Genomic DNA, 24,810 nt, shown 5'->3' on the forward strand with positions numbered 1-24,810 from the left:
GGACGGTCGGATCGGGAGCGCGGTGCGGAAGGGGTCGTTCGGATACCGCGGTACAGCGGTCAGCAGAGTGTTCCAAGAGGAACGAGGGTCCGGGAAGGGGGGATGTCCCGGAGGTGACACCTCGCGGTACGCAGGACGAACTCGCAGGCCGGAGGCGCCCGGGCACGGCAAACGGCCGGCGGGTCACGGTGGTTGTACCGTGACCCGCCGGCCGTGGGCGGTGCCGAGCCGGGGGCTAGGGCGTGGGGAGGGGCTCCTGCGGCGTGGGGAAGGGCTCCTGGGGGACGGGCGGGGGCGGCACCACGTCCGGGACGCTGCGCAGGGGGTCGGGTGGGGTGGACGGGGCGGTGCGGGCGGCTTCGACGCGGCGGGTGAACCAGACGACCTTGCCGTCGGGGGTGCCGCAGGTGCCCCAGCTGTCGTTGCGGGCGGCGATCCGGGCGAGTCCGCCGCCGGCGGCGCTGTCCAGCCGCGGCAGCCGGGGGCCCTGGTCGGCGACCGCGGCGGTCAGGTGGCGGCCGGTCCGGCGGAGTTCGACCACACAGCGGGCGTCGGGGCCGATATGGCGGTGGACGTTGGTCAGGAGTTCCGCCACCCCGTCGCACACGGCCGGGATCTGCGGTTCGAGGTTCCAGTGGCGCAGGTGCGCGGCGACGATGCGCCGGATCTGGGGGACGCGCTCCGCCGAGACGTGCAGTTCGACCGTGTAGTGCCGGTCGCCGGGTGGTGTCATGTCGTGGCTCCTCACCGCGAGGCTCACGTCCTTCACCTCGTTGGACCAACGAACCCCGAACACGAAGAGTGAGCAACCGTCAGTATGGGTGGACTGCCATGCTGACCCGGGGGTTCCGGGCCCGCAACGCGGGAGGTCCGTTTGAGGCGGACCGCTCTCAGGTGAGCGGCGCGGCCAGTGCGGCGAGGACCTTGTCCGGTGTCAGCGGCAGCTCGCGCAGCCGGGCGCCGGTGGCGTGCCACACCGCGTTGCCGATCGCGGCCGGGGTGCCGACGATGCCGATCTCGCCGATGCCCTTGCTGCCCATGGGGTTGAGGTGCGGGTCCTCCTCGTCGAGCCAGTGCGCCTCGACGGCCCGCACGTCGGCGCAGGCCGGGACGTGGTACGCGGCCAGGTCGCGGGCGGTGAAGTCGCCGAAGACCGGGTCCAGGGCGCTGTCCTCCATGAGCGCCATGCCCAGGCCCATGGTCAGGCCGCCGACGAACTGGGAGCGTGCGGTGCGGGGGTTGAGGATCCGCCCGGCCGCGTACTGGCCGAGCAGGCGGCGGACGCGTACCTCGCCGGTGCGGGTGTCGACCTGCACCTCGGCGAAGACCGCGCCGAAGGAGTGCCGGGCGTACGGGGACGGCTCCTCGGCCTCCCGGCGGGTGTCCTCGGCGACCGTGATCCCCTCGGCGGGGAGCGGCCCGTCGTGGTCGCGGAGCCGGGCCCGCAGCGCGGTGCACGCCTTGTGGACGGCCCAGCCCCAGGAGCCGGTGCCGGCGGAGCCGCCGGCGAGCACGGCGGACGGCAGGTCGCTGTTGCCGATGTCGACCCGGACCCGGTCCTCGGGGGCGCCGAGCGCGGCGGCGGCGATCTGGGTGAGGACGGTGCGGGCGCCGGTGCCGATGTCGGTGGCGTTGACCCGGATGCGGTAGCCGCCGTCGGGGTCGGCGTGTGCCTCGGCGTCGGTGGCGGCGATCTGGAAGGGGTAGGTGGCCGCGGCGACGCCGGTGCCCAGCAGCAGGTCGCCGTCGCGGCGCACGCCGGGTCGCGGGTCGCGGGACGACCAGCCGAAGCGGTCGGCGCCGGCGCGGAGGCAGTCGGCGAGGTGGCGGCTGCTGAAGGGGCGGCCGGAGTCCGGTTCGGTGGCGGGGTCGTTGCGCAGGCGCAGTGCGACGGGGTCGAGGTCCAGGACGGCGGCGAGTTCGTCGACGGCGGACTCCAGGGCGTACATCCCGGGGGCCTCGCCGGGGGCGCGCATCCAGGAGGGGGTGGGGACGTCGAGGGGGGCGACGCGGTGCACGGTGCGGCTGTGCGGCGAGGTGTACATGACGCGGGCCGGGACCGCGGCCTGTTCGACGAACTCGGTGACGGTGGAGGTGTGGGTGACGCTCTCGTGGGCGAGGGCGGTGATCACGCCGTCGCGGGCGGCGCCGATCCGCACCCGTTGGATCGTGGGGGCGCGGTGGCCGACGATGCCTGCCATGTGGCGGCGGGGCAGGGCGAGTTTGACGGGGCGGCCGGTGTGCCGGGCGGCCATCGCGGCGAGCACGACGTGCGGGCGGGGCGTCCCTTTGGAGCCGAAGCCGCCGCCGACGTGCTCGGAGTGCACGGTGATCTCGTCGGTGCCGAGTTTGAAGAGGGCGGCCAGTTCCTCGCAGACCCTGGTGGAGCCCTGGCTGGAGTCGTGGACGGTGAGGTGGCCGTCCGTCCACCGGGCGGTGGCGGCGTGCGGCTCCATGGGGTGGTTGTGCAGCGGCGGCACGGTGTAGGTGACGTCGACGGTCGCCGGTGCGGCGGCGAACGCCGTGTCGAAGTCGCCGCGTTCGCGGGCCCCGGGGCCGCCGAAGACCTCCTCCGGCACGTACAGCCGGGGGTGGTCCGCGGTGAGGAGGACGTCGTGGTCCTCCTCGGCGTAGGTGACGCGGACGGCCTCGGCGGCGTCCCGGGCGACCTCCAGGGTGTCGGCGACGGCGAGCGCGACGTACCAGCCGCGGTGCGGGACGCGGTCCTCCTGGAGCACGGCGAGGGTGGGGTCGTCGGTGGAGGCCAGGCGGGGCGCGTTCTCGTGGGTCAGGACGGCGATCACCCCGGGCAGGGCGAGCGCCGCGGCGGTGTCGACGGCGGTGATCCGGCCGCGGGCGACGGTGGCCGGCACCGGCCAGGCGTGGGCGCAGCCGGGCGGGGTGTGCTCGGCGGCGTAGCGGGCGGTGCCGGTGACCTTCTCACGGCCCTCGCGGCGGACCAGGGGGGCGCCCAGGGGGTACGGCGGTGGGCTCGCCGGCGGGTCGCTCGGCGCCGGCCGTTCCGGGGGGTGGTTCATGGCGCGGGTCCTTGCGGTCGGGGGCGGGCGGGTCAGCCGTGGGCGGCGGGTCCGGCGAGGTCGGTGAGCACGCCGACGGCGAGGGCGTGCGCCAGCGGGACCTTGAAGCCGTTGTCGCGCAGCGGTGCGGCGGCGGCGAGTTCGGCGTCGGCGGCGCGGGCGAAGGTCTCCTCGGTGGCGGGTGCGCCGTGCAGCACGGCCTCGGCGGCGCGGGCCCGCCAGGGGCGGTGGGCGAGTCCGCCGAAGGCGAGGGCGGCGTGTTCGACGGAGCCGTCGCGGACGGTGAGGACGGCGGCGACGGAGGCCAGGGCGAAGGCGAACGAGGCGCGGTCGCGGGCCTTGCGGTAGCGGGAGCGGGCGCCGGGGCGGGGCGGCGGCAGGTCGACGGCGGTGAGGAGTTCGCCGAGCCGGATCTCGGTGTCCCGTTCGGGGGTGTCGCCGGGCAGCCGGTGGAAGTCGGCGGCGGGGACGGTGCGTTCGCCCTCGGGGCCGTGCAGGCGCACGGTGGCGTCCAGGGCGGCGAGGGCGACCGCCATGTCGGAGGGCTGGGTGGCGACGCAGTGCGCGGAGTGGCCGAGGACGGCGAGGTCGCGGTGGGCGCCCTCGCGGGCCGGGCAGCCGCTGCCGGGCTCGCGTTTGTTGCAGGGCTTGGCGGTGTCCTGGAAGTAGCTGCAGCGGGTGCGCTGGAGGAGGTTGCCGCCGGTGGTGGCGACGTTGCGGAGCTGCCCGGAGGCGCCGGCCAGCAGGGCCTGGGACAGCGCGGGGTAGCGCTCGCGGACGGCGGGCGCCGCGGCGAGGTCGGCGCCGCGGACCATGGCGCCGATCCGCAGGCCGCCGCCGGGCAGTTCCTCGACGCGGTCCAGCGGGAGCCGGCCCACGTCGATCAGGGTGCGCGGGGACTCCACGCCGAGCTTCATCAGGTCGACGAGGTTGGTGCCGCCGGCGAGGAACTGGGCGCCGGGCTGGCCGGCCGCCGCGCGTACCGCCTCGTCGACGCTGCCGGCCCGCAGGTATCCGAAGGGTCTCATCGGCCGCTCACCTCGGCCCCGGCGGCCGCGGCGTCGGCGACCGCCGCGACGATCCCGGGGTAGGCGCCGCAGCGGCAGAGGTTGCCGCTCATCCGCTCGCGGATCTCGTCGGCGGTGAGCGGCACCGGTTCCCCGGGCGGGGCGGACTCCGGTGTGACGTGGGAGGGGAAGCCGGCGGCCGCTTCGGCCAGCACGCCGGCGGCCGAGCAGATCTGGCCGGGGGTGCAGTAGCCGCACTGGAGGGCGTCGCGGTCCAGGAAGGCGGCCTGGAGGGGGTGCAGCCGGTCGCCGTCGGCGAGGCCCTCGACGGTGGTGATCCGGCGGCCGTCGAGCGTCACGGCCAGCAGCAGGCAGCTGTTGGCGCGCCGCCCGTCGACCAGCACGGTGCAGGCGCCGCACTGCCCGTGGTCGCAGCCCTTCTTGGCGCCCGTGAGGCCGAGTTGTTCGCGGAGCAGGTCCAGGAGGGTGGTGCGGTGGTCGAGGGTGAGGGTGTGCGGGGTGCCGTTGACGGTGAGGGTCAGTGCGGAGTGGCCGCCGTTGACCAGGTGGGGGCCGGTGCCGGGTCCGGGGCCGTCCGGGCGGTCCTCCCCCGGTGCCATCAGGGGGCGCCCTTCGTGACGGTCTGCCGCAGCGTCTCCAGCCGCAGTTCGACCTCCTTCTCCTGGTCACCGGCGGCCATGCCGAGGACGGTGACGGCGAAGGCCGGTTTCAGGCCGGCGCACAGCTGGTCCACCGCCCAGTAGCCGCCCTGGAGGCTGACGGTGACGGGGGCGGTCAGCCGCCGCGGCTCGGGCGTGCCGCCGCGCTCGCTGACGTCGACGGTGGAGGTCCACACCGTCGTGCCGGGCCCGGCCATCTCCTGGGGGACGTCGTCCGCGGCGCGGTCGGAGCGGAAGGCGCTGCGAAGGGCGCTGAAGACGGCGTGGGCGTCCGCCGTCCGGCAGCCCTCGACCTCCACCACGACTTCGGCCGATACGTGTTCCGGGGGTGACGCGTGTTCCGCGCTGTTCACTGTGGGCCCTTCCTGTGGGTGCCGGACGGGGGTTCCGGACGCTTCCAGGCTCGCTCCGCGCCCCGGTGTGTGCGACCCGAGGCTCGAACGAGTGGTTTAAACGGGCGCACCTGCTCGTCGCACCACCGCGGCGTTACTTTGTGTAGTCGAGGCGTGCGCTCCGTAGTCGCACCGCGCACCAGCCGTACCCGCCGTCCGCATCTCCCGATCTCCCAGGAGCACCCGTTGACCAGTTCCCCCGTCGACCAGCAGGCCACCGGCTACAGCCTCCGCCAGGCTCTGTGCATGGTGCGCGCCGCCGCGCTCGCGTACCAGGACGAGCAGACCATCGAGGAGGCGGCCCGAAGGTGGGGGTTCGACCGGGTGCGCCACCACCACACCGCGTTCCGCCCGCCGTTCCCGCTCCAGGACACCCAGGCGTACACCCTCGGCGGGCAGCACATGATCATCACTGCGTTCCGCGGCACCGAACCGGCCGAGCTGCGGGACTGGCTGACCGACGCCACCACCCCGCCGTGGCCAGGACCGGGCGGCCGGGGCGCCGTCCACCACGGTTTCGCCGAGGCGCTGGAGTCGGTCTGGCCCCAGCTGCTCACCGCGCTCAAGGAGTTCCGGGACGACGGCCAGGCGCTCTACTTCACCGGCCACAGCCTGGGCGGGGCGCTGGCGATGCTGGCCGGCGCCCGGCTCCACTTCGAGGACCCCCGGCTGACCGCCGACGGCGTCTACACCTTCGGCCAGCCCCGCACCTGCGACCCGACCCTGGCCCGGGAGTTCAACACCGCCTTCGCCGAGCGGATGTTCCGCTTCGTCAACAACAACGACATCGTCCCCCAGCTCCCCCCGGAGCCGGTCTTCCGCCATGTCTCCGCGCTGCGCTACATCGACTCCCGCGGCGCGGTGCACAACACCATGCCGCTGCTCGGCGGCCTGCTGGACCGCGGCCGGGGCCTCACCGCCGATCTGCTGGCCCCCGCCTCGGACGGCATCCGGGACCACTTCATCACCGCGTACGTCAGCGCGCTGGAGAAGGCGGCGGCACCGCGGGGCTGAGCCCACGGCCGGAGGCGGTGGGAGCGGGCGGGGCGGGCGGGAGGGGCGGGGCGGTGAAGGGCACGGCGGCGGCGTGCGGGACGATCTCGACCTCGTCGCCGAGGGCCCACTCGGCGGCCCGGGAGGACATCGCGGCCGGCACGACACCGCTGATGCCGGGCGCGGCCGGGATGTCGTAGGTGGCGTGCGCGTCGTGCGGCAGGACGACGCGGTGGCCCAGCGCCAGCGCGGTCCGCGCGGTGGCGGCCACACACATCTCGGAGAGCACCCCGCACACGGCCAGTTCGGTGGCGCCCGCGCCGGTGAGCAGGGCGCCGAGCGGGGTGCCGGCGAAGCCGTCGTCCTCGGTCTTGCGGACGACGTGCTCGCGCGGGCCGGACCCGACGGGCAGGTGGAGTTCCCAGCCGGGGGTGTGCGGGGCGTCGACGCTGCCGGGCGGGCCGTCGTTCTGGAGGTGGACGACGAGGGCGCCGGCCGCGCGGGCCCGGGCGAGCAGGTCGCGGGCGCGGTCCAGGACCCGTTCCGCGTCGGGGACCGCCTCCTTTCCGGTGACGAACGCGGTTTGCAGGTCGACGACGAAGAGCGCGTGGACGGGGCGGATCGGCGGAGCGGGCGGCGCTGCGGTCATACCGGCCATCATCGCGCCCCCGCGGCGCTGGTCCGGTCGGGCGGGACGACTTCCGGCCGCACCCGCGTAGTTGCCACAGGCATCGACCCGGCGGATCATCCGTAGGTGCTCCACGGCCGCACAGAGGCCGCGTCCGTGCGCGGGACGTCCGGACGGTGGGGCACCACACACGACCGCACCGCGACGACGTCGAGGAGGGCCACCGTGGAAGCTGCCACCGTCAACGGCCGCTGCGCACCGGGTTTCGAGGGGGTGCGGGCGGCGTTCGAGGAGAACTTCCGCGCGGGCCGCGAGCTCGGGGCGGCGGTCGCCGTGATGCTGGACGGGGAGCCGGTGGTGGACCTGTGGGCCGGGCGGGCGGACGCGGACGGCCGCCCGTGGGAGCGCGACACCCTGGTCAACGTCTACTCGACGACCAAGGGCATGACCGCGCTGTGCGCCCATCTCCTGGTCGATCGCGGCGAGTTGGACCTGGACGCGCCGGTCGCGCGGTACTGGCCGGAATTCGCCCGGGCGGGGAAGGAGGCCTTACCGGTGCGCTGGCTGCTCTGCCACCGCGCCGGGCTCCCGGCGCCCCGGGAACCGCTGGCCGAGGGCCGCGCCTACGACTGGGAGTACGTCTGCGACGCCCTGGCGAACACCCAGCCCTGGTGGGAGCCGGGCACCGCGCAGGGCTACCACGCGACGACGTTCGGCTACCTGGTGGGCGAGGTGGTCCGGCGGATCACCGGGCAGTCGCTGGGCACGTTCCTGCGCCGTGAGATCACCGGGCCGCTCGGCGCCGACCTCTTCGTCGGCACCCCGGCCGCGGAGCATCCGCGGTGCGCCGACATGGTGGGACAGCTGGACGAGGCGCTGTTCGACCAGCGCTACCCGGACCTGCCCAACCCCCCGGTGCACGGGATCGCGGACCATCCGCTGGCCCCGGTCACGCTGGCGCTGCGCTACGTCCCCATCGGCGACGTCAACAGCGCCGCCTACCGCTCGGCCGAGATCCCGGCCGGCAACGGCCACGCCACGGCGCGCGGCCTGGCCGCCGTCTACGCGGCGCTGGCCGGCGGCCGGCTGGTCGGCCCCGCCACCCTGGAGGCGATGCGCAGCTCGCAGAGCCGGCCGGACGAGCCGGACCTGACGCTCGGCGCGTTCGCGCCGGAGGGCCGCGGCGCGGCGTACCGCTGGGGGCTGGGCTACATGCTCAACGACCGGGGCCAGGCGGGCCCCAACCAGCGGGCGTTCGGGCACGGCGGCGCCGGCGGTTCGTACGCCTTCGCCGATCCGGAGAACGGGCTGGCGTACGCGTACACCATGAACCGCTTCGGGGGCGGGACCAGCGGCGAGGATCCGCGGAGCCGGGCGCTGGTGGCGGCGGTGTACACGGCGCTGGCGGAGGTCCGGGGCAGGACCTGAGGGGCGGTTTCCGGCCCTTTTATCGCGCCGTTGTGGCGCGATAATGGGTGGTGCGGCATGGATCCGTCCGGCGCCGCCGCGGCCGCGACGGCCCGGAGAGAGGGCGTGGTGACGATGGAGAGGGACACCGAGACGGTTCACGAGGCGTACGCGTTCGTCTGCCTGCACTGCGGTCACGGCTGGGAGGAGGAGTACGAGATCCGGCACATCACCGATCTGGCGGGCCAGCACCGCGCCGAGTACTTCACGCACGGCCGCCGGGTGCCCTCGCCGCTGACCCGCGCGGACTGTCCCGCCTGCGACCGCGGCCCGATCCGCATCCTGCGCCCCGGCCGGGTGAACACCACCCGGACGTACCTCCCGTAACCCCTCCGGTCGCCGGCGCCCGGCGCCGCCCCGTGCCGATGCGATTCGGTAACGGCGGTACGACCCCCGTCCGCCAGCCCGGCAAATGTTGCATATGCTCAGGTCGGGGGCCTGAAGGCCGGTTTCGGACACTCGAACGACCGGTGGCCGGCCCCGCGCGCCCGATCACCTCCCAGGGACCGCCGGCCGGCCGGTCCCGGGCCGTCACAACGCCGGAGTGGACCTTTGACCGTGGAGAAGGGGGAGCAGCGCACCCGCTCCCGTGCGCTGGCGGCGCTTCCGTATCTGGTCATGGCCGCGGTCGGCGCGGTGGACCTCACCGCGGGCCCGGGGGTCGGCTTTCTGCCCCTGGTGTCGCTGGGCCCGGCGTTCGCCGGTCTGGTCGGCGGCTGGCGGCGGACCGCGCTGGTCGGGCTGACCGCGGCCGTGCTCTGCGTGGGGCTCGGCGTGCACAGCGGGCTGTTCGAGAGCCGGCGCGGGCTGACCGCGCTGCTGTCGGTGGCCGGGGTGACCGCGGCCGGTGTGGTGGCCGCGGTGATGCGGCAGCGCCGGGAGGCGGAGCTGGCCAGCGTCCGGTCGATCGCCGAGGTCGCCCAGCGGGTGCTGCTGCGGCCGGTGCCGCGCGGCGCCGGTCCGCTGCGGATCGCGGTGTCGTACACCTCGGCGGTGGCCGAGGCCCGGATCGGCGGTGATCTCTACGAGGTGGTGACCTCGCCCGCGGGGGTGCGGATCATCGTCGGGGACGTGCAGGGCAAGGGACTGGAGGCGGTGGAGAGCGCGGCGGTGGTCCTCGGCGCGTTCCGGGAGGCGGCGCACGACGAGCCGGACCTGCCGGCGGTGGGCGCCCGGGTCGAGCGGGCGCTGAACCGCCATCTGTCCGGTGAGCGGTTCGTGACCGCGGTGCTCGCCGAGATCGGCGACGGGCCGAACGCGACGCTGCTGAACTTCGGCCACCCCTCCCCCCTCGTCGTCCGTCCCTCCGGCGAGGTCCGCTACGCCGCGCCGCCCGAACGCGCCCTGCCGCTGGGCCTGATGGACCACCGGCCGGACGCGCCGGTCCCCTACGAGGTGCCGTTCGCCCCCGGCGACCAGTTGCTCTTCTACACCGACGGGGTCACCGAGGCCCGGGACTCGGCCGGCTGGTTCTACCCGCTGAACGAGCGCGCCCACCTGCTGAAGGACCCCGATCCGGAGGCGGCGCTGCAGGCGGTCCGCCAGGACGTGGTCGACCACGCGGAGGGGCCGCTGCACGACGACGCGGCGATGCTGCTGGTGCGCTACCGCAGGGGGCATCTGGCGCCGGAGCGGCCGGGCCCCGGGGCCGGTCAGGGCAGCGGCAGCCCGGTGTAGTTCTCGGCGAGTTCGGCGGCGGCGTGCCGGGAGCCGGCGATCCGGTCGAGCTGGGCGAGCTGGAGCCGGGTGTCGAACGGGCTCTGGTCCGGGGCGGTGTGCAGGGTCGTGGTCATGAAGTGCGAGAAGTGCTCGGCGCGCCAGACCCGGCGCAGGCAGGTGGCGGAGTAGCCGTCGAGCAGTTCGGCCGAGCCGGTGCGGTGCCAGTGCGCCAGGGCGCGGGCCAGGACGGTGACGTCGGCGACGGCGAGGTTGAGGCCCTTGGCGCCGGCGGGCGGGACGATGTGGGCGGCGTCGCCGGCCAGCAGGATCCGGCCCCAGCGCATCGGCTCGGTGACCGAACTGCGCAGCGGGAGGACCGTCTTGGCGGTGAGCGGGCCGCGGACCGGTTTCCAGGGCTCGGTGTCGACGGCGGCGCGGGCCTCCAGCTCGTCCCGGATCCGCTCGTCGGGCCAGTCCGCCGGGTCGGTGCCGTTGGGGACCTGGAGGTAGAGCCGGCTGACGGTGGGGGTGCGCATGCTGAGCAGGGCGAAGCCGCGGTCGGAGTGGGCGTAGACCAGCTCGTCGTGGGCGGGCGGGGCGTCGGCGAGGACACCGAGCCAGGAGTACGGGTAGCCGCGGGTGTAGGTGCGGCGGGCGGACTCCGGGACCGCCTGCCGGGCCACGCCGTGGAAGCCGTCGCAGCCGGCGACGTAGGCGCAGGTGAGGGTGTGTTCGCGGCCGCCCTGGACGTAGTGGATGCGGGGCCGGTCGGTGTCCGCGCCGGTCACCGCGCGCGCCCGGGCGCCGAACAGCAGCGGCGGGCCGTCGGCCAGCTGGAGCGCTATCAGGTCCTTGACGACCTCGGTCTGGGCGTAGACGGTCACCCGGCGGCCGCCGGTCAGCGCCGGGAAGTCCAGGCGGTGGGCGCGCCCGTCGTAGCGCAGCTCGATGCCGTCGTGGACCATTCCCTCGCGGTCCAGCCGCTCCCCCGCCCCGCAGGCACGCAGCACGTCGGTGGTGCCCTGTTCGAGGACGCCGGCGCGCTGCCGGTGTTCGACGTAGTCGCGGTCGCGGCTCTCCAGGACCACGCAGTCGACGCCGGCGCGGTGCAGCAGCCGGGCGAGCAGCAGTCCGGCGGGCCCGCCGCCGATGATGCCGACGGTCGTCTCGTCCGCCTCGGGGGGCATCAGCGGTCCGTTTCCGGGTCGGGGTGGGTGTGGAGGGGGGCGAGGTGGGCGAGGAGCGCGGCGAGGACCTCGGCGGGGCGTTCCACGCCGGCGAGGTGGGCGGCGCCGGACAGTTCGACGAGGTGGGCGCCCGGGATGCCGTCGGCGAGTTCGCGGGCGTGCGCGGGCGGGGTGGCCGGGTCGGCACGGCCGGCCACGACGAGGGTGGGGGCGCCGATCCGGGGCAGGGCGCTGCGCAGGTCGAAGGCGGCGAGGGCGTCGCAGCAGGCCGCGTACCCCTCGGGGGAGACGTCCGTACGGAGCGCCTCGACGAGGGCGGTGGCCTCGGGGGAGCCGGCGAAGGCGGGGGTGAACCAGCGGGCGGCGGCCGTGTCGGCGACCGCGTCGGTGCCCTTGGCGCGGACCAGGGCGGCCCGTTCGCGCCAGCCGGCCGGCTCGCCGAACCACGCGGAGGAGCAGATCAGGGCGAGCGAGGCGATCCGGCCCGGGTGGTGCGCGGCGATCCAGGCGCCCACCGCGCCGCCCAGCGAGACGCCGGCATAGGCGAACCGGTCGAGGCCGTGGGCGTCGGCGAGGGCGAGGACCAGCCCGGCCAGCTCGGGGACGGTGGCGGACCGGGGGTCGGCCAGGACGTCGACGGGGGTGCCGCCGTGGCCCGGGAGGTCCCAGCGCAGGACGTGGAACCGGCGGGCCAGGGCCGGGAGTTGGGCGTCCCAGAGGCTGAGCGCGGTGCCCAGGGACGGGCCGAGGACGAGCGGCGGGGCGCCGGGTGGGCCGTCGGCGGTGTGGTGCGGTGCGGGGGCGGCGGGCGGCATCATACGGGCTCCTGCGGGTCGTACCGGCCGTGCGGGTGGTGCGGGTGGTGGTCGGAGTGATGTGAGGGGCGTGAGGGACACGGGCTGACGTGAGGTGCGCGTGGTGGCGTCGGCGGGTGCGGGCCGGGCGATCCCGTGCGCGGGGCGGGCGTCGGCGGGACGGCCCGGCGGCCGGACGGGCGGTGCCCCGTGGGCCCCGCCGCGGCCGGTCAGGGCGGTGAGGGCCGCGGCGGGGCTGCCCCGGACTGTGCCCGGGGCCCCCAGGGGGGCGACCGGATCCCCGGCCGTACCGAGGTTGTACCGCATCGGCGACGCCGGTCCCGGCAGGCCCGCGGTCGGGCCGGCGCGGTGCGGCGCCCGCGCCGCGGGGCGGGCCGGCGCCGGCGGTTCAGCCGAAGGCAAGGAACACCGTCTCCTCGGCGGAGCCGTCCGCCGGCTGCTGGAGCCGCACGTCGAAGCGGTAGCGGCCCGGGCCGTCGGGGCGGGCCAGCAGGGTGCGGGCGCGTTCCGCTGGCAGCCCCGCCAGCAGCGGGTCGGTGGCGTGCGCCGCGGTGTGCTCGGGGAAGTAGACCCGGGTGAAGAGGTGGTGCAGCAGGCCGCGGGCGTGCACGCAGACCGCGAGGTACGGCGCGGCGTCCGGGCTTCCCGCGGGGGCCGAGGGCAGCAGGGTGTGCACCGCGTACCGCCCGTCGGCGTCGGTGGGGACCCGGCCGAAACCGGTGAACACGGCGCCGCGGCCCAGGGCTTCGCCGGTGGCCCGGTCGCGGGGCAGCGAGCCGGGCGCGCCGGTCAGGCTGCCGTCCGGTCCGGCCTGCCAGAACTCCAGCAGCGCGTCCGACACCGGTGCGCCCGCCCCGTCGCGCACCCGGCCGTGCACGGTGACGGTGCCGGGGTGCCCGTCGGGCGCGATCCGGCCGCCACCGGGGTGCGGCAGGGCGTGGCCGAAGAAGGGGCCGATGGTCTGGGCGGGCGTCGGGGCGAGCGGCCCGCGGCCGTCGGTGTCCGGCATCAGCGGCCCTCCTCGGTCCAGGTGGCGGACGGGCCGTCGAGGACCACGTCCCAGCGGTAGGCGAGCGGCCCCGCGGGGAGCGAGCGCGCGTGGTCGTAGGTGGCGACCAGGCGGTGGCGGTCGGCGGGGTCGGGGACCGACGCGAGGATCTCGTCGTACGGCAGCAGCGGGTCGCCGGGGAAGTACATCTGGGTGACCAGCCGCTGGGTGAAGGCGCTGCCGAAGAACGAGAAGTGGATGTGGGCCGGGCGCCAGGTGCGCTCGCCGGGCAGCGGGTAGGCGCCGGGCCTGATGGTGGTGAAGGCGTAGCGGCCGTGGTCGTCGGTGCGGCAACGGCCGGCGCCGGTGAAGTTCGGGTCCGCCGGCGCCGGGTTGCGGTCCTGCCGGTGGGCGTACCGGCCGGCGGCGTTGGCCTGCCAGATCTCGACGAGCTGGCCGCGGACCGGGCGGCCGGCGCGGTCCCGCACCCGGCCGGTGACGATGATCCGCTCGCCGAGCGGTACGCCGGGGTGCTGCCGGGTGAGGTCGGCGTCGAGGTCGCCGACGTCGGAGGGGCCGAAGACCGGCCCGGTCAGCTCCACGGTCTCCGGGTCGGTGCCGGGGTCGAAGGGCAGGGGCGGGCGCCGGGGGTGGCGCTCCGGCGCGCCGCGGTACGGCGCGGGGGCCGGGGACGGTGGGGCGGAGGAGGCCGGTGCGGTCATGGTGTCCTTTCCCTGGGGTGGACGGGTACGGACCGGGCGGCGGACACCGCTGCTGCCGGGACGCGGTCCAGCGTGCCGACGATTTCCCCGGCGGTCACCGGGGCGCGCCGGGCGGCGGCCGCGGCGTCCTGCCGAACACCCGTCAGGACCCGGCCGGCCGCGGTGCGCCGACCGTCCTGGCAGCTCAATTACCCTCTGGACTAACGGCGTTCGCCCAGTGAACCGAAGTTCACCTCATGCGCTGCCCCGAGTCTGGCCCCGGCCCCGGGCCGTGTCAACGGTGCGCCCGGTACGGTTCCGGACTGCCCCGGACCACCTAGGAGAGCCCCGTGCCGCCGTCCGCCCGCCCCGCTCCGCCCGACCCGACGCCGCCGCCGGAGGCGGTGACGCCGCTGCTGCGCGCGCTGGCCGTGCTGCGCGCGCTGACGGCCGCCGGCGGCCGGGCGGCGGTGAGCGATCTGGTGCGGGCCACCCGTCTGGCACGCGCCACCGTGGACCGGATCCTGAGCACCCTCGCCGCCCTGGGCCACGTCCGCGCCGAGGGCCGCGACGCGGTGCTCGCCCCCGGCCTGCTGGAACTGGGCAACGCCTATCTCGCCGCCACCGGCCTGCCGGACCGGCTCGGTCCGCTCGCCGACCGCCTGGCCGACGCCCTCGACGAGTCGGTGTCGCTGGCCGTCCCGGACGGCGACGGGGTGCGCTTCGTCCACCAGGCGACCCGCCGCCGCGCCATGTCGCTGGCGTTCCGCATCGGCGATCTGCTGCCGGCCGAACGGGGCGCGCCGGGCGCGCTGTTCGCGGCGGACTGGGGTCCGGCGGAGTGGCGCCGCTGGCGGGCGCGCCGGGCCGCCGATCCGGCCGACGCGGGCTTCCCCGCCGTACCGGCCCGGCCCGCCGGCGAGGCAGCGCCGGCCGGGGCCCGCCGGATCGCGGCGGACTTCGCGGCGCGGGTGGCCGCGGCCCGGGCCGCCGGCTGGTCCGCGGACGACCAGCTCATCGAACCGGGGCTGATCGCGGTGGCGGTGCCGGTGCGGGACCCGGCCGGCGGCCCGGCCTGCGCGGTGAGCGTGGTCAGCCACACCAGCCGGCACAGCGCGGCTGGGCTGCCGGAGGCGGTCCTCCCCCGGCTGCGCGAGACCGTCGCCGCCATGGAGGCCGCCCTGGCCGTGCCCACTGCCGCGCCCACTGCCGGACCCACTTCCGCGCCGACCGCCGCATCGGCCGCCGAGGACCCGGACGCCGGCCGCCGGGCCGCGGCACGGCGCGCCGCCAAACGGCAACTGGGGCCCGGATTCGTCGAGTCCGTCGCCCGCGGGCTGGCCGTCCTCACCGCGTTCGGCACCGGCCGGTCCGCGCTGACGCTGTCCGCCGTCGCCGAGGCCACCGGGCTCCCCCGCGCCACCGCCCGGCGCGCCCTGATCACCCTGGAGCACCTCGGCTACACCGCCGCCGCCGGGGGACGCCACCGGCTCACCCCGCGGGTACTGGAGCTGGGCTTCGCGCGGCTCTCCGGGCTCACCCTGCCCGACCTGGCCCGGCCGCACCTGGCCGCGCTGGCCGAACGGGTCGGGGAGTCGGCCTCGTTGGCGGTGCCGGCCGACGAGGACGACGGCGCCGGGCGGGCCGTACGGCACATCCGGTACGTCGCCGCGGTGCCCGCCGCCCGCATCATGAGCGTCACCGTCAGCCCGGGCGGGCGCGCCCCGGCGCGGGCCACCGCGCCCGGCCGGGTACTGCTGGCGGCCCTGGCGCCCGCCGCCGGCCCGGCCGGGCCGCCGGACCTGCTGGACCGGGTCCGCGCCGACGGCCACGCCCTGGTGGACGACGAACGGGAGGCGGGTGTGCGCTCCGTGGCGGTGCCGGTGCGCGACCGCGCCGGGCGGGCGGTGGCCGCGGTCGCGGTGTCCGCCCATGCGGCGGGCCGGGCGCCGGCGGCCGCCCGCGCCGCGGTGCTGCCCGCGCTGCGCGAGACCGCCGCCGCGGTGGAGGCGGAGCTGCGGGTGGCCGGGCGCTATCTGCCGGTTCCGGTGCCGTGAGCCGGGCGCTGCCGTGAACGGGGCGCTGCCCTGAACCGGGCGCTGCCGTGAATCGTGATCTACCGAGCGTCAGTTGCCGTCAGTCGTCGTCAGTTGACGTCAGTTGTCGTCAGTCGTCGCCGCCGTCCGCTGCCGCGCGGCGCCGAGCGCTCTCCGCGCGGGCGGCCGCGGTGGCGACCGAGGGCCACACCCGGTCCAGCGCGGCGTTCATGGCGGCGCCGACCAGGACGGCGAACGCGGAGACGCCGATCCACAACAGGACCGCGACCGGGGCCGCCAACGAGCCGTAGACGGTGGGGCCCTCGACGGCCGCCGTCAGGTAGAGGCGGAGCAGGAAGCTGCCCAGGACCCACATCCCCAGCGCGACCACGGCGCCGGGGATGTCCTCGCGCCAGGGCGAACGGACCGGCACCGACACGTGGTAGAGGGTGGTGAGGAAGGCGATGGACAACACCAGCACCACCGGCCAGTACACGATGCGGATGATGTCCTCGCCGGCGGGGAGCCAGCCGGCGACGACATCGGGGCCGGCGACCATCAGCGGCAGGGCGACGGCGCCGGCCGCGAGCGCGGCGAGGTAGAGCGCGAAGGACAGCAGCCGGGTCCGGACGATGCCGCGGCGGCCGTCGAGCCCGTACATGATCGTGATGGTGTCCACGAAGACGTTCAGCGCGCGGGAGCCGGACCACAGGGCGATGGCGAAGCCCAGGGAGATGACGTCGGGGCGGCGGCCGGTGAAGACATCGGTCAGCAGGGGGCGGGCGATCTCGTCGACGCCGCGGTGGGAGAGCACGGTGCCGGCGGCGCGCAGCAGGTGGAGGCGGAAGTTCTCCAGGGTGGTGTGGCCGATCCACGCCTCGGTGTAGCCGAGGACGCCGAGCAGGCCCAGGATCAGCGGGGGCAGGGACAGCAGGCACCAGAACGCCGCCTCGGCGGCCAGGCCGGTGACGCGGTAGCGCATGCAGCTGCCCACGATGTCCTTGAGGAGCAGCCACACCAGCCGCCGCTTGGAGACGTTGCGGTAGAGGACCCGGGCGCGGGTGAGGCGGCCCCGGGGCGGCCCGTGCGGTTCGGTCGGTTCGTTCGGCGGCGGCACCTCCTTACCGTATCGGGCATGGCACCTACCACACCTAGTACGCATACCGTGACGAACCAGCCGCCGCCGCTCACCGGGTACGACGTCTTCGCCGCCGATCCGGCGCTCACCGAGGGGGTGGCCCGGTACGTCGCCGGGGAACACCTGGGCGAGGCGCGCGAGGAACTGAGCCGGCTGGGGCAGGCGGCCGGTTCGGCCCAGGCGCAGCGCTGGGGCGAGCAGGCCAACGCGTATCCGCCGGTGCTGCGCACCCACGACCGCTACGGCCACCGCATCGACGAGGTGGAGTTCCACCCGGCCTGGCACCGGCTGCTCGGGCACGCCGTCACGGCCGGGCTGACCGATGCCTGGGGACGTCCGCACGGGCATGTCCGGCGCACCGCGGGCTTCCTGGTGTGGACGCAGGTGGAGGCGGGGCACGGCTGCCCGCTGTCGATGACCCACGCGGCGGTGCCCGCGCTGCGCGCCGAGCCGGAGCTTGCGGCGGTGTGGGAGCCGCTGCTGACCTCGCGGGTGTACGAGGCCGAACTGCGGCCGGCCGCAAGGAAGGCGGGCGCGCTGGCGGGGATGGCGATGACGGAGAAGCAGGGCGGCAGCGACGTCCGGGCCAACACCACCCGCGCCGAACCGCTGGCGGCGCCCGGCGAGTACGCCCTGACCGGCCACAAGTGGTTCTGCTCCGCGCCGATGTCGGACGCGTTCCTGGTGCTGGCCCAGGCGCCCGGCGGGCTGACCTGCTTCCTGCTGCCGCGGGTGCTGCCGGACGGCACCCGTAACGCGTTCCGGATCCAACGGCTGAAGGACAAGCTCGGCAACCGCTCGAACGCGTCCGCGGAGGTGGAGTTCGACGGGCGCACGTGGGCGCGCCGGGTCGGTGAGGAGGGGCGCGGGGTGGCGACGATCCTGGAGATGGTCGCGGCGACCCGGCTGGACTGCGTCACCGCGTCGGCGGCGGTGATGCGGCAGGCGGTGGCGCAGGCGCTGCACCACACCGCGCACCGGGAGGCGTTCGGGCGCAAGCTGGCCGAACAGCCGCTGATGCGCAATGTGCTGGCCGATCTGGCGGTCGAGTCGGAGGCGGCGACCACCCTGGCGCTGCGGCTGGCGGCGGCCTGCGACGGCGGCACCGCGCGGGACCGGGCCTTTCTGCGGCTGGCGGTGCCGGCGGCCAAGTACTGGGTGACCAAGCGGTGCACGCCGCTGGTGGCGGAGGCACTGGAGTGCCTGGGCGGCAACGGCTACGTGGAGGAGTCGGGGCTGCCGCGGCTGCTGCGCGAGGCGCCGCTGAACTCGATCTGGGAGGGCGCGGGCAACGTCCAGGCGCTCGATGTGCTGCGGGCGCTGCGCCGCGAACCCGCGGCCCTGGACGCGTATCTGTCCGAGATCGGCACCGCCCGGGGCGCCGACCACCGGCTGGACCGGGCGATCCGGGGGCTGCTGACCGAACTCGCCGACCTGGAGGGCATCGAGGCCCGGGCCCGGCGGCTGGCCGAACGGATGGCGCTGGTGCTCCAGGGGGCGCTGCTGGTGCGGTACGCGCCGCCGGAGGTGGCCGACGCGTTCTGCGCCACCCGGCTCGGCGGCGACGCGGGGGCGGCGTTCGGCACGCTGCCGCACACGCTGGACCTGGCGGCGGTGGTGGAGCGGGCGCGGCCGGTGGTCGCCGGGTAGCGGATGCCACCGGGCGCGGCCGGCCGGCCTCGGGTGGCGCGGCGGCGGTTCCGCGTCCCCGCGGAGCCGCGGCCAGACGGCTCCGGGCAGGGGACGTGACAGGGGATGAACCGCCGCCGCACCCGGGCGGGGAGCGGTGCCGCGCCGACTCGGCACCGGTCCCGGTCTTCAGGGCCATCGCGGCGGCCGAGGCGCGGTGCGCCCGCGCAGCGCCGCGTCGACGGCCACGATGATCTCGGCGTCCGGCACGTCCGGCCGGAAACCGACCAGGACGCCCCGCGCCTCGTAGTAGCGGATCACCCGGGAGGCGTCGCCCGTGCCGTCCCGCTCCGCCTCGCGCAGATGCACGACGAGGTCGGCGAAGGCCGGTGCGGGCAGCGGACCGCCGAAGCGCGCGACCCGGTCGAGGAGTTGCGGCGCGCCGTCGATCACATATCCCGCGGCCGGCAGCGGCTGACGCCTGATCAGGACGTCGACCGCGGACAGCCGGGGCACGCCGTAGTGTCCGGCCAGCCGGGCGGCCCGGGCGATCCGGCCGCCCTCGCCACTGCCGATCACCACGACACGCGGGGCGGCGGCCACCATGGCGAGCCCCCTCCCACACCGTGCCGACGACGCGGGCGGCCGATCGCGTCCTCGGCGGGCACCGGCGGGTTCTCCGTCGGGTGTCCGGCGAAACCTCCGGGCCCCCCGCGCCGTGAGGCGTGAGGACAGGACGCCATCGACCGCTGGGAACACAGTTCCTCGCCTGCGTCATAGGCCACAACGGTTGCAGTGCGTTGCACCCGATCTGGTCAAGGGGCCCTCCCCGGGCGGCGGCTGACGGCACGATGGGCACGGACCGGACCGGCAGCCGACCAGCGGCGGACCGACGGACGGGCACAATGGACGGGCACAACGGAGAGCAGTGTGAGCGACAGACCGATCGACAGGGCCGGCGGGCGGGCCGGCGACCGGCCGGCCGGGCACCCGGTCGAGAGCGCCGTCCGGTCGGCCCAGGACATCCGGGAGACCGCGCGGCGGCTGGCCGGCCTGCACGAGACGGCGCTGGCCGGCGACCACCTGCCGGCGGACGTGCCCCGGGAGGCACCCCGGGACGCGCCCCGCACGGTGATCGGCGAGTCCTGGCGGCGGGTCCTGGACCGCGGGGTGGACCCGGAGCGCGGCAGCGACCAACACCCGCTGTCCGTCGCGGAGTTGGAGTACCGGCGGCAGAGGTCGCAGCTGGCGTCGATACTGCCGGTGCTCGGCGGCGGACTGCTGCCGACCGCCGACGCCGCGCAGCAGATCATGGTGGTCACCGACGCCGACGGCCGGGTGCTGTGGCGGGAGGGCAGCGCCCCGATCCGGCGGATGGCCGACCGGCTGGGCTTCGAGAAGGGAGCCGACTGGACGGAGGGGACGGTCGGCACCAACGCGATCGGCACCGCGCTGGTGGCCCGCAGCCCGGTGCTGGTGCACTCCGCCGAACACTTCCTGCGCAGCCACCACACCTGGACGTGTGCCGCGGCGCCGCTGCACGACCCACGCGACGGGCGGCTGCTGGGCACGGTGGACGTCAGCGGCCCGGCCCACTCGTTCCATCCGACGACGCTGGCCCTGGTCTCCGCGGTGGCCCGGCTCGCCGAGGGCGAGTTGCGGACCCGGCACCACGCGTCCCTGGAGCGGCTGCGGGCGAGCGCGGCGCCGGTGCTGGCGCGGATCGGCGGCCGGGCGCTGGCCGTCGACCCGCACGGCTGGACGGCGGCGGTGACCGGTATGCCCCCGCCGGACCGGGTGGCGCTGCCCAAGGAGCCGGTAGCCGGGCCGCTGTGGCTGCCGCGCTATGGGATGTGCACGCTGGAGCCGCTGCCGGGCGGCTGGCTGATCCGGCTCGGCCGGCCGGAGCCGGCGGCCGGGCCGCACCGGGTCGTGCTGGATCTCGGCGGGCCGGGCGGCCCGGCGGTGACGGTGGCGGGGCCCGCGGGCAGCTGGTCGCACGCGCTGACCCCGCGCCATGCCGAGCTGCTGTTCCTGCTGGCCGCCCGGCCGCGCGGGCGCAGCGCCGCCGAACTGGCCCGGGACCTCTTCGGCGACGGCGGGCGGACGGTGACGGTCCGGGCCGAGCTGTCCCGGCTGCGGCGCCATCTCGGCGGCGTGCTGGCCCACCGGCCGTACCGCTTCGCCGACGGGGTGGAGGTGGAGCTCCGGCTGCCGGACCGGCCCGCGGAGCTGCTGCCGCACTCCACGGCACCGGCGGTACTGACGGCCCGCCGGACGGGGCCCGGTCCCGGCCGGGGCTGAGCGGTCCCGGGCCGGGGGCGAGCGGGCCCGGCCGGGGCTGAGCGCGGCCCGGCGGTCCTGAGGTACTGTTCGGCGGCTTTGTGCCGGCCGTGGTGGAGCGGGTGGCCCGCTGGGGCGACGGCTTCCTCGGCGCGGCCCTGCCGTCCCAGCAGATGGACGGGCTGTTCCGTGATGTGGAGGCGGCCTGGGAACGCGCCGGCCGGCCCGGCCGCCCCCGGCTGCTGGCCCAGGTGAACGTCGCCCTCGGCCCCGAGCCATGGTGGTGGTCACCGAACCCGACCAGGTCGGCCGGCTCGCGGACGCCGTCTTCGCCGTGGACGACGACCGGCCGGGCTTGGCCTCCTGGCCGCACCCGGTCGTGCGGCGCCGGTCCGGGGCACCGTCCGTTCCCCGGACCGGCCCCGGGCCGTCTCCCCCGGTGTGATGTGCTGGCCCCATGAGCCGCACCGTCACCACCTGGTATCTCGAACAGACCGCGCGCGCCGACCTCACGCCCGCCGTGGAGCCGCCCGCCGAGCAGGGTGTACGGATCGTCCGGTCCGAGGTGCCCTCGCCCGAGTTCAGCCGGTTCCTCTATACGGCGGTCGGCGGGGACATCCTGTGGACCGACCGCCTGGGGTGGTCGTACGCGCGGTGGACCGAGCACCTCGGGCAGCCGGGGACCGAGACCTGGGTGGCGTACGAGCGCGGGACGCCCGCGGGGTTCATCGAGCTCCGGGCCGAGCCGGCGGGGGCGGTGGAGGTCGTCTACTTCGGGCTGCTGCCGGCCTTCCGGGGACGGCGGATCGGCGGGCATCTGCTCGGGTACGGGACGGCGCGGGCCTGGGACCTGGCCGAGCGGTGGCCGGGGCTGCCGGAGACCGCGCGGGTGTGGGTGCACACCTGCAGCGACGACGGGGCCCATGCGCGGGCCAACTACGAGCGGCGCGGCTTCCGGGTGTACGAGACCACGGTGACCCAGGAGCCGGAGGCCGAGCAGCCCGGCCCGTGGCCCGGCGCCGGCGCGCTGCCGACCGCCGGGCACTGAGGCGCCCGCACGGGGCCCGGCCGACCGCCCCGGACGCACCCGTTCCACCACGTGACGAGCGCCACAGCGTCTCGCCATGCGGGACATCCGTGTCCATATCCTGGATGACGGTGGACTGTCCGGAGAGCCGCGTGCCACGCTTCCGTCATGTCTCGCGCTGGAATTGCCTTGGTGAGTCGACGCCACGTCGACCTCGGCCGCATGTCCAGCGCCATTTGTCGGGCAGGCTGACGCCGTACGCGTGAGGGCCCCGCCCCGCGTCACCCCGGACAGCACTCGGCACCCCCCGCTTCGCACGCCGTCCCCACCGTCGCGGACGCGTCGCGCCCTCGACCCCGCAGCCCACCGCGCCACGCGCCCGCGCCGTGCCGTGGTGCGTCCGCGCAGGTCGACGGGGGTGCACCGCATCCTGCGCGCCCCCCTTTGAGCCGCCCAGAAGGACGTAAACCCATGGCCGCCACCCCGGACAGCCCCACCGCCACGACCCGCCGCAAGGCCGGCCGCCACCGCGGCGAGGGCCAGTGGGCCGTTGGTCACTTCACGCCGCTCAACGGCAACGAACAGTTCAAGAAGGACGACGACGGTCTCAATGTGCGGACACGCATTGAGACGATCTACTCCAAGGCCGGTTTCGACTCGATCGACCCCAACGACCTGCGCGGCCGGATGCGTTGGTGGGGCCTGTACACCCAGCGCAGGCCCGGGATCGACGGCGGCAAGACCGCGGTGCTGGAGCCGGAGGAGCTGGACGACAAGTACTTCATGCTGCGGGTCCGCATCGACGGCGGCCGGCTCACCGTCGCCCAGCTGCGCGCGATCGGCGAGGTCTCCGAGCAGTACGCCCGCGGCACCGCCGACATCACCGACCGGCAGAACATCCAGCTGCACTGGGTGCGCATCGAGGACGTCCCGGCCATCTGGGAGAAGCTGGAGGCCGTGGGCCTGTCCACGACCGAGGCGTGCGGCGACTGCCCGCGCGTGATCATCGGCTCCCCCGTGGCCGGCATAGCGGCGGACGAGATCATCGACGGCACCCCGGCCGTGGACGAGATCCACGAGCGCTACATCGGCAGCAAGGAGTTCTCCAACCTGCCGCGCAAGTTCAAGACCGCGATCTCCGGCTCGCCCGTCCAGGACGTGGTGCACGAGATCAACGACGTGGCCTTCGTCGGTGTCGTCCACCCCGAGCACGGCCCGGGCTTCGACCTGTGGGTCGGCGGCGGCCTGTCCACCAACCCCAAGTTCGCGCAGCGCCTGGGCACCTGGGTGCCGCTGGACGAGGTCGCCGACGTCTGGGCCGGCGTGGTCGGCATCTTCCGCGACTACGGCTACCGCCGGCTGCGCACCCGCGCCCGCCTGAAGTTCCTGATGGCCGACTGGGGCCCGGAGAAGTTCCGCCAGGTGCTGGAGGACGAGTACCTCCAGCGGAAACTGGTCGACGGCCCGGCACCCGAGCAGCCCGCGCACCGGTGGCGCGACCACGTCGGCGTGCACCCGCAGCAGGACGGCCGCTTCTACGTGGGCTTCGCACCGCGCGTCGGCCGGGTCGACGGCGCCACCCTGACCAAGGTCGCCGAACTCGCCGCCGCGCACGGCTCCGACCGGCTGCGCACCACCGTCGAGCAGAAGCTGATCATCCTCGACGTGACCGAGGACCGGATCGACTCCCTGGTCGCCGGGCTGGAGGCGCTGGACTTCCAGGTCACCCCCTCGCCGTTCCGGCGCGGCACCATGGCCTGCACCGGCATCGAGTTCTGCAAGCTCGCCATCGTCGAGACCAAGGGCCGGGGCGCCACGCTGATCGACGAACTGGAGCGCCGGATGCCGGACTTCGAGGAGCCGATCACCATCAACCTCAACGGCTGCCCGAACGCCTGCGCCCGCATCCAGGTCGCCGACATCGGCCTCAAGGGCCAGCTGGTGCTGGACGACGACGGCAACCAGGTCGAGGGCTACCAGGTGCACCTCGGCGGTGCGCTGGGCCTGGAGCCGGGCTTCGGCCGCAAGGTCCGCGGCCTGAAGGTCACCGCGGACGAACTGCCCGACTACGTCGAGCGGGTGCTGCGTAACTTCGAGGCGCAGCGTGAGGAGGGCGAGCGGTTCGCCACCTGGGCGGCGCGCGCCGACGAGGGGGCACTGAAGTGACCGAGCGCGCCGTGCCGTTCCACTGCCCGTACTGCGGTGACGAGGACCTGCGGCCCTCCGAGGAGGAGACCTCCCGCGGAGCGGGGGCGGCCTGGGAGTGCCGGGCGTGCAGCCGCGCCTTCCGGCTGAAGTTCCTGGGGCTGCTGTCCCCGGGGGCCGCCGGCTCCGCCCCGCCCCCTTCTCCGTCTTCTCCGTCCCCCTCCCCGTCCTCTTCCTCCTTCCCGTCCGCAGTTCCTTCCGCTTCCGACGGAGGTACGCCGTGACCACCACCGATCTTCAGCGGCTCGCCGAGCAGGCGGGCCGCGAGCTGGAGGAGGCGCCCGCCCTGGAGATCCTCCGGTGGGCCGCCGAGACCTTCGGTCCGCGCTTCTGCGTCACCTCCTCGATGGAGGACGCGGTCGTGGCGCACCTGGCCTCGCGGGCGTTCCCCGGCGTGGACGTGGTGTTCCTGGACACCGGCTACCACTTCCCGGAGACGATCGGCACCCGGGACGCGGTTGCGGCAGTGATGGATGTCAACGTCCTGACATTGATGCCCCGTCAGGCGGTGGCGGAGCAGGACGCCGAATACGGGCCGCGGCTGCACGACCGCGATCCCGACCTGTGCTGCGCGCTGCGCAAGGTTGCGCCGCTCGAAGAGGGGCTAGCCCACTACGACGCATGGGCGACCGGGCTGCGCCGGGACGAGTCGCCGACCCGGGCGAACACCCCGGTCGTCGGCTGGGACGCCCGGCGGCGCAAGGTGAAGGTCTCGCCGATCGCCCGCTGGACGCAGGACGACGTGGACGCCTACGTCGCCGAGCACGGGGTGCTCACCAACCCGCTGCTGATGGACGGCTACGCCTCCGTCGGCTGCGCCCCGTGCACCCGCCGGGTGCTGGCGGGCGAGGACGCGCGGGCCGGCCGCTGGGCCGGCACCACCAAGACCGAGTGCGGACTGCACTGATGACGGCAACGACGGAACTGACCGCACCGA

25 protein-coding genes and 1 pseudogene are annotated in these 24,810 nt (G+C 75.7%); 13 read left to right on the plus strand and 13 right to left on the minus strand.

Annotated features, from left to right (window positions below):
* Positions 1 to 235 precede the first annotated feature (235 nt).
* The 5 genes from ACRAS8_RS08240 to ACRAS8_RS08260 form a co-directional block, all read right to left on the minus strand.
* On the minus strand, positions 236 to 733 hold the full coding sequence (locus tag ACRAS8_RS08240; RefSeq protein WP_438485274.1) for an ATP-binding protein: 498 nt from the start codon (positions 731 to 733) through the stop codon (positions 236 to 238).
* 157 nt (positions 734 to 890) lie between these two features.
* Positions 891 to 3,038: a xanthine dehydrogenase family protein molybdopterin-binding subunit gene (locus tag ACRAS8_RS08245; RefSeq protein WP_438485277.1), complete on the minus strand. Its 2,148-nt coding sequence runs from the start codon at positions 3,036 to 3,038 to the stop codon at positions 891 to 893.
* Between the two features lie 32 nt (positions 3,039 to 3,070).
* The gene (locus ACRAS8_RS08250; protein ID WP_438485279.1) at positions 3,071 to 4,066 is read right to left on the minus strand and encodes an FAD binding domain-containing protein; all 996 of its coding nucleotides are present in this window, start codon (positions 4,064 to 4,066) and stop codon (positions 3,071 to 3,073) included.
* On the minus strand, positions 4,063 to 4,665 hold the full coding sequence (locus ACRAS8_RS08255) for a 2Fe-2S iron-sulfur cluster-binding protein (RefSeq protein WP_438485281.1): 603 nt from the start codon (positions 4,663 to 4,665) through the stop codon (positions 4,063 to 4,065). Before ACRAS8_RS08255 ends, ACRAS8_RS08250 begins: the two co-directional genes overlap by 4 nt.
* Positions 4,665 to 5,078, minus strand: coding sequence for a hypothetical protein (locus ACRAS8_RS08260; protein WP_438485283.1), 414 nt, complete (start codon positions 5,076 to 5,078; stop codon positions 4,665 to 4,667). Before ACRAS8_RS08260 ends, ACRAS8_RS08255 begins: the two co-directional genes overlap by 1 nt.
* A 225-nt stretch (positions 5,079 to 5,303) precedes the next feature.
* Here ACRAS8_RS08260 and ACRAS8_RS08265 point away from each other — a divergent pair, with 225 nt between their 5' ends.
* Entirely contained in the window at positions 5,304 to 6,131 is an 828-nt protein-coding gene (locus ACRAS8_RS08265; protein ID WP_438485285.1) for a lipase family protein, read from the plus strand.
* On the opposite strand, the gene ACRAS8_RS08270 is transcribed toward ACRAS8_RS08265, so the two are convergent.
* Positions 6,094 to 6,759, minus strand: a complete 666-nt coding sequence (locus tag ACRAS8_RS08270; protein WP_438485287.1) for an isochorismatase family protein — start codon at positions 6,757 to 6,759, stop codon at positions 6,094 to 6,096. The two genes, ACRAS8_RS08265 and ACRAS8_RS08270, sit on opposite strands and share 38 nt — an antisense overlap.
* A gap of 204 nt (positions 6,760 to 6,963) precedes the next feature.
* Here ACRAS8_RS08270 and ACRAS8_RS08275 point away from each other — a divergent pair, with 204 nt between their 5' ends.
* The 3 genes from ACRAS8_RS08275 to ACRAS8_RS08285 all read left to right on the plus strand — a co-directional run bounded on the left by ACRAS8_RS08275 (position 6,964) and on the right by ACRAS8_RS08285 (position 9,882).
* Complete coding sequence (locus ACRAS8_RS08275; protein ID WP_438485289.1) at positions 6,964 to 8,166, plus strand: serine hydrolase domain-containing protein; 1,203 nt, start codon at positions 6,964 to 6,966, stop codon at positions 8,164 to 8,166.
* Between the two features lie 105 nt (positions 8,167 to 8,271).
* Positions 8,272 to 8,532 (plus strand): hypothetical protein, encoded by a 261-nt coding sequence (locus tag ACRAS8_RS08280; RefSeq protein WP_438490384.1) that lies wholly within the window; start codon positions 8,272 to 8,274, stop codon positions 8,530 to 8,532.
* 291 nt (positions 8,533 to 8,823) lie between these two features.
* Positions 8,824 to 9,882, plus strand: coding sequence for a PP2C family protein-serine/threonine phosphatase (locus ACRAS8_RS08285; RefSeq protein WP_438490385.1), 1,059 nt, complete (start codon positions 8,824 to 8,826; stop codon positions 9,880 to 9,882).
* On the opposite strand, the gene ACRAS8_RS08290 is transcribed toward ACRAS8_RS08285, so the two are convergent.
* The 5 genes from ACRAS8_RS08290 to ACRAS8_RS08310 all read right to left on the minus strand — a co-directional run bounded on the left by ACRAS8_RS08290 (position 9,858) and on the right by ACRAS8_RS08310 (position 13,764).
* The gene (locus ACRAS8_RS08290) at positions 9,858 to 11,051 is read right to left on the minus strand and encodes a 4-hydroxybenzoate 3-monooxygenase (protein WP_438485291.1); all 1,194 of its coding nucleotides are present in this window, start codon (positions 11,049 to 11,051) and stop codon (positions 9,858 to 9,860) included. The genes ACRAS8_RS08285 and ACRAS8_RS08290 overlap by 25 nt on opposite strands.
* Positions 11,051 to 11,869 carry a 3-oxoadipate enol-lactonase gene (gene pcaD, locus ACRAS8_RS08295; protein WP_438485292.1) on the minus strand — a complete coding sequence of 273 codons (819 nt, stop codon included), beginning with the start codon at positions 11,867 to 11,869 and terminating at the stop codon, positions 11,051 to 11,053. Before pcaD ends, ACRAS8_RS08290 begins: the two co-directional genes overlap by 1 nt.
* 385 nt (positions 11,870 to 12,254) lie before the next feature.
* Positions 12,255 to 12,875, minus strand: coding sequence for a protocatechuate 3,4-dioxygenase subunit alpha (gene pcaG / locus ACRAS8_RS08300; RefSeq protein ID WP_438485294.1), 621 nt, complete (start codon positions 12,873 to 12,875; stop codon positions 12,255 to 12,257).
* A complete protein-coding gene (pcaH, locus tag ACRAS8_RS08305; protein ID WP_438485296.1) occupies positions 12,875 to 13,576 on the minus strand; it encodes a protocatechuate 3,4-dioxygenase subunit beta in 702 nt (233 codons plus the stop codon). Before pcaH ends, pcaG begins: the two co-directional genes overlap by 1 nt.
* Positions 13,573 to 13,764, minus strand: coding sequence for a hypothetical protein (locus tag ACRAS8_RS08310; protein ID WP_438485298.1), 192 nt, complete (start codon positions 13,762 to 13,764; stop codon positions 13,573 to 13,575). Before ACRAS8_RS08310 ends, pcaH begins: the two co-directional genes overlap by 4 nt.
* Positions 13,765 to 13,905: 141 nt before the next feature.
* Between ACRAS8_RS08310 and ACRAS8_RS08315 the strand changes: the two genes are divergently transcribed.
* Positions 13,906 to 15,612: an IclR family transcriptional regulator domain-containing protein gene (locus ACRAS8_RS08315; RefSeq protein ID WP_438485300.1), complete on the plus strand. Its 1,707-nt coding sequence runs from the start codon at positions 13,906 to 13,908 to the stop codon at positions 15,610 to 15,612.
* A gap of 109 nt (positions 15,613 to 15,721) precedes the next feature.
* On the opposite strand, the gene ACRAS8_RS08320 is transcribed toward ACRAS8_RS08315, so the two are convergent.
* A complete protein-coding gene (locus tag ACRAS8_RS08320; protein WP_438485302.1) occupies positions 15,722 to 16,708 on the minus strand; it encodes a YihY/virulence factor BrkB family protein in 987 nt (328 codons plus the stop codon).
* Positions 16,709 to 16,726: 18 nt separating this feature from the next.
* On the opposite strand from ACRAS8_RS08320, the gene ACRAS8_RS08325 reads away from it, so the two are divergent.
* Positions 16,727 to 18,379, plus strand: coding sequence for an acyl-CoA dehydrogenase family protein (locus ACRAS8_RS08325; RefSeq protein WP_438485304.1), 1,653 nt, complete (start codon positions 16,727 to 16,729; stop codon positions 18,377 to 18,379).
* Positions 18,380 to 18,547: 168 nt separating this feature from the next.
* Here ACRAS8_RS08325 and ACRAS8_RS08330 read toward each other — a convergent pair whose 3' ends face one another.
* Positions 18,548 to 18,964, minus strand: coding sequence for a hypothetical protein (locus tag ACRAS8_RS08330; RefSeq protein ID WP_438485306.1), 417 nt, complete (start codon positions 18,962 to 18,964; stop codon positions 18,548 to 18,550).
* A 324-nt stretch (positions 18,965 to 19,288) separates the two neighbouring features.
* Between ACRAS8_RS08330 and ACRAS8_RS08335 the strand changes: the two genes are divergently transcribed.
* The 7 genes and pseudogenes from ACRAS8_RS08335 (at position 19,289) to ACRAS8_RS08365 (ending at position 24,780) form a co-directional block, all read left to right on the plus strand.
* Positions 19,289 to 20,662 (plus strand): GAF domain-containing protein, encoded by a 1,374-nt coding sequence (locus tag ACRAS8_RS08335; protein WP_438485307.1) that lies wholly within the window; start codon positions 19,289 to 19,291, stop codon positions 20,660 to 20,662.
* A 41-nt stretch (positions 20,663 to 20,703) separates the two neighbouring features.
* Positions 20,704 to 20,916, plus strand: a pseudogene (locus ACRAS8_RS08340) (LLM class flavin-dependent oxidoreductase); the annotation flags it as partial.
* A gap of 182 nt (positions 20,917 to 21,098) precedes the next feature.
* The gene (locus tag ACRAS8_RS08345; protein WP_438485309.1) at positions 21,099 to 21,689 is read left to right on the plus strand and encodes a GNAT family N-acetyltransferase; all 591 of its coding nucleotides are present in this window, start codon (positions 21,099 to 21,101) and stop codon (positions 21,687 to 21,689) included.
* Between the two features lie 147 nt (positions 21,690 to 21,836).
* On the plus strand, positions 21,837 to 21,920 hold the full coding sequence (locus ACRAS8_RS08350) for a putative leader peptide (RefSeq protein ID WP_350257049.1): 84 nt from the start codon (positions 21,837 to 21,839) through the stop codon (positions 21,918 to 21,920).
* A 219-nt stretch (positions 21,921 to 22,139) separates the two neighbouring features.
* Positions 22,140 to 23,834 carry a nitrite/sulfite reductase gene (locus tag ACRAS8_RS08355; RefSeq protein ID WP_438485311.1) on the plus strand — a complete coding sequence of 565 codons (1,695 nt, stop codon included), beginning with the start codon at positions 22,140 to 22,142 and terminating at the stop codon, positions 23,832 to 23,834.
* Complete coding sequence (locus ACRAS8_RS08360) at positions 23,831 to 24,097, plus strand: hypothetical protein (protein WP_438485313.1); 267 nt, start codon at positions 23,831 to 23,833, stop codon at positions 24,095 to 24,097. The genes ACRAS8_RS08355 and ACRAS8_RS08360 overlap by 4 nt, the downstream gene beginning before the upstream one ends.
* Positions 24,094 to 24,780: a phosphoadenylyl-sulfate reductase gene (locus tag ACRAS8_RS08365; RefSeq protein ID WP_438485315.1), complete on the plus strand. Its 687-nt coding sequence runs from the start codon at positions 24,094 to 24,096 to the stop codon at positions 24,778 to 24,780. The genes ACRAS8_RS08360 and ACRAS8_RS08365 overlap by 4 nt, the downstream gene beginning before the upstream one ends.
* Positions 24,781 to 24,810 lie beyond the last annotated feature (30 nt).

Source organism: Streptomyces sp. S186, from assembly GCF_051603415.1.
GTDB lineage: Bacteria > Actinomycetota > Actinomycetes > Streptomycetales > Streptomycetaceae > Streptomyces.

Bases quoted from the DNA above. Each gene is read 5' to 3' on its own strand.
- ACRAS8_RS08240 (WP_438485274.1), bottom strand. From the start codon at position 733: ATGACACCACCCGGCGACCGGCACTACACGGTCGAACTGCACGTCTCG.
- ACRAS8_RS08245 (WP_438485277.1), bottom strand. From the start codon at position 3,038: ATGAACCACCCCCCGGAACGGCCGGCGCCGAGCGACCCGCCGGCGAGC.
- ACRAS8_RS08250 (WP_438485279.1), bottom strand. From the start codon at position 4,066: ATGAGACCCTTCGGATACCTGCGGGCCGGCAGCGTCGACGAGGCGGTA.
- ACRAS8_RS08255 (WP_438485281.1), bottom strand. From the start codon at position 4,665: ATGGCACCGGGGGAGGACCGCCCGGACGGCCCCGGACCCGGCACCGGC.
- ACRAS8_RS08270 (WP_438485287.1), bottom strand. From the start codon at position 6,759: ATGACCGCAGCGCCGCCCGCTCCGCCGATCCGCCCCGTCCACGCGCTC.
- ACRAS8_RS08285 (WP_438490385.1), top strand. From the start codon at position 8,824: ATGGCCGCGGTCGGCGCGGTGGACCTCACCGCGGGCCCGGGGGTCGGC.
- ACRAS8_RS08290 (WP_438485291.1), bottom strand. From the start codon at position 11,051: ATGCCCCCCGAGGCGGACGAGACGACCGTCGGCATCATCGGCGGCGGG.
- pcaD (WP_438485292.1), bottom strand. From the start codon at position 11,869: ATGATGCCGCCCGCCGCCCCCGCACCGCACCACACCGCCGACGGCCCA.
- pcaG (WP_438485294.1), bottom strand. From the start codon at position 12,875: ATGCCGGACACCGACGGCCGCGGGCCGCTCGCCCCGACGCCCGCCCAG.
- pcaH (WP_438485296.1), bottom strand. From the start codon at position 13,576: ATGACCGCACCGGCCTCCTCCGCCCCACCGTCCCCGGCCCCCGCGCCG.
- ACRAS8_RS08325 (WP_438485304.1), top strand. From the start codon at position 16,727: ATGGCACCTACCACACCTAGTACGCATACCGTGACGAACCAGCCGCCG.
- ACRAS8_RS08330 (WP_438485306.1), bottom strand. From the start codon at position 18,964: ATGGTGGCCGCCGCCCCGCGTGTCGTGGTGATCGGCAGTGGCGAGGGC.
- ACRAS8_RS08345 (WP_438485309.1), top strand. From the start codon at position 21,099: ATGAGCCGCACCGTCACCACCTGGTATCTCGAACAGACCGCGCGCGCC.
- ACRAS8_RS08350 (WP_350257049.1), top strand. From the start codon at position 21,837: ATGTCTCGCGCTGGAATTGCCTTGGTGAGTCGACGCCACGTCGACCTC.
- ACRAS8_RS08355 (WP_438485311.1), top strand. From the start codon at position 22,140: ATGGCCGCCACCCCGGACAGCCCCACCGCCACGACCCGCCGCAAGGCC.